Here is a 6,925-nt window from a genome sequence, read left to right as displayed (position 1 = left end):
GCCAGGAGAGGGGGAAGGGGCTAGGGGATAGGGGTGAGGATGGAAAAGAGCAGGATTTCATTTCAGTATTACTGAGGCTGAGCAGATGCCATCCTGTTATATAAAAAAAGCCGCTGAATGAGTCCGACGGCCTTTTTTGCCGCCGCTGTCAAGAGGCTTTCCCAAAAGGGTCATCGGCTGCCCCAGGATCGTCATGCCCGCGTGTGTTTACCGGGGATCCAGTCGTATAAACCCTGGATCCCAGCGGATTCCACGTCGAGATGACGAGGACACGACTGCAAGGCGTCATCTGAAAACACCCTTCTTCCGCTTTTTTGGCAATCTCCTTGCCGACAAGCGCGGGAGAATAACCCCGCCCGGACTCTTTAGCACGCAGCGGCCAACTCAGCCGTTTTTCCGAAGACGCCTTTTGTATATAATGACCGCCACATCCCCCGGCCGCATCCCAAGCCGGAAGGCGAGGCCATGCGTTTGAATCGATGACCGAAAACGACGCGCTTCCCATCTGGGTTCTCAACCTGAAAAAAGACGCCCAGCGGCTTGAATTCATGACCAAGCAGCTGCGCGCGCTGAGGCTTCCCTTCACGGTCGTGGAAGCGGTGGACGGGGCGTCCCTTTCGCCCGAGGATTGGAGACAATATTCGAAGGAACGGGCGTTGAAGTTTTCCAAGCGGGAACTGGTCCCCGGCGAGATCGGATGCGCGCTCTCCCACGCGCGGATGTGGGAGCGTATCGTCCGCGAGAACCTCCCCGAAGCGCTGATTTTCGAGGACGACGTGTGGATCGGCAAAGCCCTGGCGGACATCCTGGCGCGCCGCCGCCGGCTGCCGGAGGATTGGGAGCTGGTCAATTTTTCGACCGACGCGCCGCAGGAACCTTTCGGCGAATTCATCACCGACATCTACCGGGCATCGCGCCACAAGCAGCTCCCCGACCGGGCCAGCGCCTACCTGCTCAAGCGGGAGGGGGCGAAGAAACTTCTCGATCACGCGTATCCGATCGGCCACACCGCCGATGGGCTGACCTGGAGGACGGACATCACCGGGGTGGTGTCGTACGGGATATATCCCCGCGTGGTGATCCTCAGCGGGCTCGACAGCAGCATCTGGGCCCGGGGGGAAATCCGGCGGCCCGGCTTCGCCGTCCGGAAATTCCGGGAATTCCTATCCATCGTGAAAGCGATTCTGCGGTTTTTCGGGATCACGCAATTGATAAAGAAAATCCTGAAGCTATTTTAATTTTCCTCCGCGAAGCCCGCGTCCTGACCGCTTCCCCTTGGGTTCTGCAACCGGTTTCTTTACCGCCCGAACGCACACCAACAACGGATAATCCGGATCCGATTCGCTAAGCGCACCGGGATCCACTTCCTCCGCCGCCAGCCCATAGAGGTAGGCGGCCGCCAGCCGCACGTTGCCGTAGGATTCCACCGCCACGCCTTCATCGGAAAAGGCCTCGGCGAAAAGGCGCCGCGCCGCTTGCGGGGTCATCCGCCAAAAATCGCCCCAGCGATCGGCGTCGTAGCGGCTGACCTGCGAGATCCCCGGGATGGTCACCAGGGCGGTTCCGCCGGGTTTGAGCATGCGGTGCAAGTTCGCCACAACGGCCTGGATATCATAGATCACGTGCAGGGTCTGGGTCAGCACCAGGCAGTCGTAGGCGCCCCACACCAGCCCGCGCCCGGTGGCGAGGTCCCCGATGATCGTCGCTTCCGGATTGCCGACGACGGCGTGCAGAACGTCGGAGCGGGTGACGCGGGCTCCGCCGAAACGCTCGGTGTACCCGCGGTCGGCTACCTCCAGCACGCGTCCGCGGATATCGGCCGCATGGCTTTCCAAAAAAGCCTCGATTATTCGCCGGTCGATCGGCGTGCCCCGGTCGAAGGCGAATTTCCGACTGGCCGGCCGGGCCGGCAGCGGAAGGACCCCCGCCGGCCAGGACTTCCAGCGGTTCGCCGTGCGGAAGAGGAATTGCGCAATGCCGCGCAGAGGATTGCGTTTCGCCATGGCCTCCATCCTACCGGATGAGGGAGATGAAGACAACCCCGGCCGCCTGTGGCAGGGTGTTGAACAAGGTGGAAAGGTGGTTGAGTAGCCCCGACGATTTTCCGGGGCGTATCGAAACCACCGGTAAATATCCCGGTCTCGATACGCCCGCAGAGAGCGCAGGCTACCCCGGCCCCGCTCCGGCGCCTGCCCCCTGAGCGATGAGCACCGGTGCTCTTTCGGCGCGAAGAATTCGCGAAAGGGGGAAGCGGGGCGGGGCTTGACCGGCTCTTACAACACCGGTTAGAAAATCCAATAAATCCAATAATGTCCGATGACGGCTTCCGGCTCCTCGTCCTGCAGGAAATCCGGCACCCCGAGACCGTGGTCCGCCACCAGCCAATGGCCTGCGGCCGGCGGCGCGGCGCCCGATGCGGCGCCGTTCTCGACGCGGAAAACCGCCGAGAGCAGGTAATCGAACCAGCCCATGATCCGGCATTCCCGGCAATCGGGAGCCGCCGGGGCGGAGGAATCGCTCATCCAATACTCCACCCACAGCTCGGCATCCTTGCCCTCGCCGGCCCGCCCGGCTAGGTACTCCGCCACCCGCCATTGATCGTTGTCGGCGCCGGAGTATCCTTCAGCGCGGAGCGCGTTCCACCGCTCGGCGCAGAACGGGAGGGGCAACAAGGCCGCCGCCAGCGCCGCCGTCAGAATCGCGTGGAGAAGATCCGCGCGGCGGAATCGTTCCGCCGCCCAGCGGATCCCGAGCGCCGCAATCCAGACCTGCAGCGGCCAAATGAACCAGAATCGTTCGGGCCTTCCGGGCTCCGCCAGCAGCACCAGCACCAGCCACGGCAGGCTGAAGGCGATCAGCAGGATCGCGTGGTCCGGCGTCCTCTTTAAAGCCCGGCCGGCCAGGAACCATCCCACAAACGCCCCCAGCCAGATCCACGGGGCGAATCCCCGCAATTGCTCGACGGCCAACGCCATGTTTCTTTCCAGCGATCCGTCCGCCGAAAGCAGCGCGATCCAATCCGGGTTTAAAAGAAGGTACAGGAAAAGCGCGCCGCCCGCCCCCAGCGCCAGGGGGATCCACCCCTGTTCGCGCCCGATGGCCGCGATCCGCTCCGCGGGCCGCCAGCGGCCTAGGACGCCCCACCCGAGCGCCGCCCAACCGGCGAAGAAAATCCACCACATCGCGGCGTTGAGCGTGCGGTTCGCACCGAGCGAAAACAGGTCGGTGTCGAAATTCCGGTCGATGTTTAACAAGGTCCGGCAGATGCGGTAGGCCGCCTGGTTTTTCCATCCGCCGAGCGGGTACACCACCCGTTCCTCAACCCCCGGACCCCCGGCGTAGGGCAGATAGATGTCGTTCGGTTCGTCGTTTTCGCCGGGCATCGCGGCGTAGCAGTAGATCGGATCGGCGGCGGTCGGCTCCCAGACCGTTTCCGCCGGCCGGAGCAGGAGCAGGGAAGCCAGATCGACAAATCCGCGTCCGGCCTCGAACCGCAGGTATGGGAACCACACCAGCAAGCCGAACGCGGCCGAAAGCAGAAGGCTTTTCCATCCGAGCGGCGGACGGAACGCCAGCCACAGGGCGGGAAGGACAAACAGGAAGGGTAGGATCGCCAGGTCCACGTACAACCCGAAGGCGAGGACCGCCAGCGCGGCTCCGAGCGCCCACGATTCGCGCCGCTTCACCCAGCGGATGAGGAAATATAGCGGCGCGACGATAAAGACCGGGTGGCCGACCGGCCACAGGCCGATGAATCCCAAGCGCGAGAGCGCGAACACCAGCGCGGCGGCAAGGGCCACCGCGCGTCCGGAAAGCTCGCGCGCCGCAAGGTAGAGGAAGATCAACGTGGCGTATAACAAGAGCTCGGTGCCGGCGAACGTCTGCAGGCGCGGATCGCCCGTCGACAACATCCCCGGGATCATTAAATACCAAGTCCCCGGCGGGTTGTAGGAGTTGTAGCTGGAAATTTCCCCCCGCTCGAGGAGCTTCCCGTCGCTCAGGAATTCCCGGGCGCCGTAATAATAGGGGAGCATGTCGAGGTTGAGCAGTTCCCTGCTTCGCCAACCCTGAAAATGCACAAGCAAGGTGAAGGTACCCGCCGCCAGGATCAACATCAGGTCCAACAGCACATCCCGCGGCGGAAGGATCCGCGCGCCGCGGAGGCCTTCCGGAAGACGTAACATTCTTTCGGAAAGGGGCTTCGGAACGATCGGAGTGCGGTTTTTGCCCGCAGCGGTGGATTTCATGCCGGCCTCGGTTGATCCCAAGATTTCCCCTTCTGCTTGGTTGGCGCCGTGGAAAGGCGCCCGCTTATCCGAACGGTCCGCGGTGGAGGAGGATCCGGATCCAACGTCCTTCCCGCCGGAATGCCGGATGGTGCCAAATCCGCCGCAGAATTTTCCAGCGCCAAACCAACGGATTCATTGGCCGGCCTTTCGTCACCTCTGAAAGGATCAGCCTCAGCATCTGCCGGCAAACCAGGTCCTCCGGTTCGCGGCGCAGCTTCCGTGGCAGTCCGGAGAGGTATTCGAGCAGCCAGCCCCAAAAATCCAATTCGTTCCTGCGGTGCGCCTCCGGATCCCCAAACACCTGCGCCACCGAGGATTGCCCGTGCTGGCGGTAGCGCGCCACGAAGGCCGAATCCGCCCGCACCGGAAAACTCAGGCTGAGCTTAGCCCACACCGCCATGTCGGTCCGCACTTTGCGGAACCGCTCTTCGAATCCACCGACCTTTTCCAGCGCGGACCGCCGGATGAGGGTGGCCGTCGGGCAGGGATAGATGTTGGCGTCCCGCAGGAAGGCCAGGGTCAACTCCGGAGGGAAGTAGACTCGGTCCTCGAGCGGCTCGAAGGGCTGATCCCACCCCTCCCCCGCTTTCGGATCGTTGAAAAAATACCGCACCCTGGCGAAGGTCATCGCCGCCTCGGGCGCCTCGTCGAGGATTTTCGCCTGCCGTTTGAGTTTTTGCTCCAGCCAGATGTCGTCCGCGTCGAGGAAGGCGATGAATTCCCCGCGCGCCGAACGCAATCCGCGGTTGCGCGCCGCGCTCGCCCCGTGGGCGTCGCCCGGCCCCGGCGGCAGCGCGCGGACCCGGGAAGGATCGCGGCGGGCATACTCGCGCGCGCGCGCGGCGCTCCCGTCCTCCGAGCCGTCGTCGACCAGAATCAGCTCCCAATCGGAAAGCGTCTGGGCGTAAACCGATTCCACCGCCTCGGCCAGGAAGGCATGCATGTTGAGGAACGGGATGATGACGCTGATCCGGGGGGAGGGCATGGCGGATCAGGACTCTAATATCAGCACCGTGCGCGATCCGTCGCGGCTGACATATACTTCCTCCAGCGCGCCTTCCGCGATCGGGACAAAATCGGGCGCCAGGGAGCGCAGGGAGTCGTCCACCACCAGATAGCGGCACCCGGCTTCCCGCATCGCCCGCCGCAACGCCTCGGCGTCGCCCGCTTCGTAGAACAACTGCCAATGCCCGTAGACCTCATGGTTGGAATAGACGGCGTCCGCCGCGTTGTAAGCGATCACGCATTCGCCGCGCGGAACCTGCTCGGAGAGCTCGGTCAACCAAGCCTGGTATTGCTCCTCCATCTCCCTCCGCGCTCCCCACGCGCCGTACTGATCCTTGGCGAACGCCGCCTGGGCGGAGAGCATGGCCAGCGCCGCCAGCGTCCAAACCGCGGCCGGAGAAGCCTGGTCGGATTGGATCAGCGCCTTCCATCGCGGAACGGCCGCCACGGCCCCGCCGGCCGCCACGGCCAGCAGGACGGGAAAGAGCATCGCGAAGAAACCGGGGCGGTAGGAGGCCAAGCCGTACCCGAGAAGCGGCAGACACCACAAAGCCGCCAATCCGCACACCGCGCGCTTTTCACCGTTCCACAGCGCCAGCGCCCCTCCGGCGGCCAGAAAAAGGAACATCGCCCCGCCCAGGATGCTGTAGGCGTCGTTGAACATCCGCATTGCGTTGGCCGCCGTCCGCGGAAGGCGGGCGAGAAACGCGCCGGGGTTGCGGGCGATCGCCCGCAGGACGCTGTTTCCATTTTCCTCGGCCGTCCCGTAGAGGTCGGCCGAACTGGGCGACGGGATGACTTCGTAGCGGTCGGTATACAAAAAGTTGTGCCCCTGTTCGAACGCCAGGTAGCTCCGCTGCCCAATCTGCGGATCCCAGGAGCCGCGGACGATTCCGAACAGGAGGAAATACGCCAGAACCGGCCCGAGAAAAGCGACGCCGAAGGCCAGCGAGTCGCGCGCCGCGGGCTTGTTTCTTCCCCTGAAAAACCAGACGCAGAGAACCAGCGCCGATCCTAAGATCACGCCGTCCAACCGGGCGAGCGCCGAGAATCCGATAAGCAAGCCGGCGGCGGTCCAGCGCGCGCCCGAGATCCGGCGGACTCCCTGCCGCTCGGGGATCCATCCGGCGATCAGGACCGCGAATGCCAAGCCGGCCAGCGCGGAATACAGCGAATCCGCCGTCACCATCAAGGCGGTCGTCACCGGACGGGCGAAGGCGGTGATCGCCATCGCCGCCCAGCCGCATCCACGCCCGCCGACGGCCCTGCCCGCGATCCCGGAGGCGGCCATGATCCCGACCAACAACAGAACCCTGCGGATCATGGAAACGTACCCGAGCAGCATGTGGTCGCGGGGAAAGAAGAGGTACAGGATCCCGTTGAGGATTCCGGACAGCGGCCCGCTTCCCAGGGGCATCAACGCGCCTTGCTCCACCAACCGGACCCCGTCGAAAAGGTATCCGCTGTCGTCCAATCCCGGAAACCGGTCGGTGAGGACCGGCAGCTGGCAGAGGATTCCGAATATCAGCAGGCCGAGGGTTATCAGGGCTTCCGATCCGCGCCAGGAGGATGCGGAAGAACCGGTTTGCTTGGCCTGGGATTTCGCCATAGATCGACCCTTCCTATCGGGG

The 6,925-nt window shown here is 64.1% G+C and carries 5 protein-coding genes; 1 reads left to right on the top strand and 4 read right to left on the bottom strand.

The window, feature by feature from the left end:
* Window positions 1-479 precede the first annotated feature (479 nt).
* Window positions 480-1,238, top strand: coding sequence for a glycosyltransferase family 25 protein (locus JW929_06315; GenBank protein MBN1439009.1), 759 nt, complete (start codon window positions 480-482; stop codon window positions 1,236-1,238).
* Here JW929_06315 and JW929_06310 read toward each other — a convergent pair.
* The 4 genes from JW929_06310 to JW929_06295 form a co-directional block, all read right to left on the bottom strand.
* Window positions 1,230-2,003, bottom strand: a complete 774-nt coding sequence (locus JW929_06310) for a class I SAM-dependent methyltransferase (GenBank protein MBN1439008.1) — start codon at window positions 2,001-2,003, stop codon at window positions 1,230-1,232. The two genes, JW929_06315 and JW929_06310, sit on opposite strands and share 9 nt — an antisense overlap.
* 282 nt (window positions 2,004-2,285) lie before the next feature.
* The gene (locus JW929_06305) at window positions 2,286-4,247 is read right to left on the bottom strand and encodes a hypothetical protein (protein MBN1439007.1); all 1,962 of its coding nucleotides are present in this window, start codon (window positions 4,245-4,247) and stop codon (window positions 2,286-2,288) included.
* Window positions 4,248-4,311: 64 nt separating this feature from the next.
* Window positions 4,312-5,274 (bottom strand): glycosyltransferase family 2 protein, encoded by a 963-nt coding sequence (locus JW929_06300; protein ID MBN1439006.1) that lies wholly within the window; start codon window positions 5,272-5,274, stop codon window positions 4,312-4,314.
* A gap of 6 nt (window positions 5,275-5,280) precedes the next feature.
* Window positions 5,281-6,903 carry a hypothetical protein gene (locus JW929_06295; protein ID MBN1439005.1) on the bottom strand — a complete coding sequence of 541 codons (1,623 nt, stop codon included), beginning with the start codon at window positions 6,901-6,903 and terminating at the stop codon, window positions 5,281-5,283.
* Between the last annotated feature and the right edge of the window lie 22 nt (window positions 6,904-6,925).

Source organism: Anaerolineales bacterium, assembly GCA_016928575.1.
Lineage (GTDB): Bacteria > Chloroflexota > Anaerolineae > Anaerolineales > RBG-16-64-43 > JAFGKK01.
The sequence above is the reverse complement of the archived record's forward strand: the minus strand, read 5'-3'. Positions and strand labels throughout refer to the sequence as shown.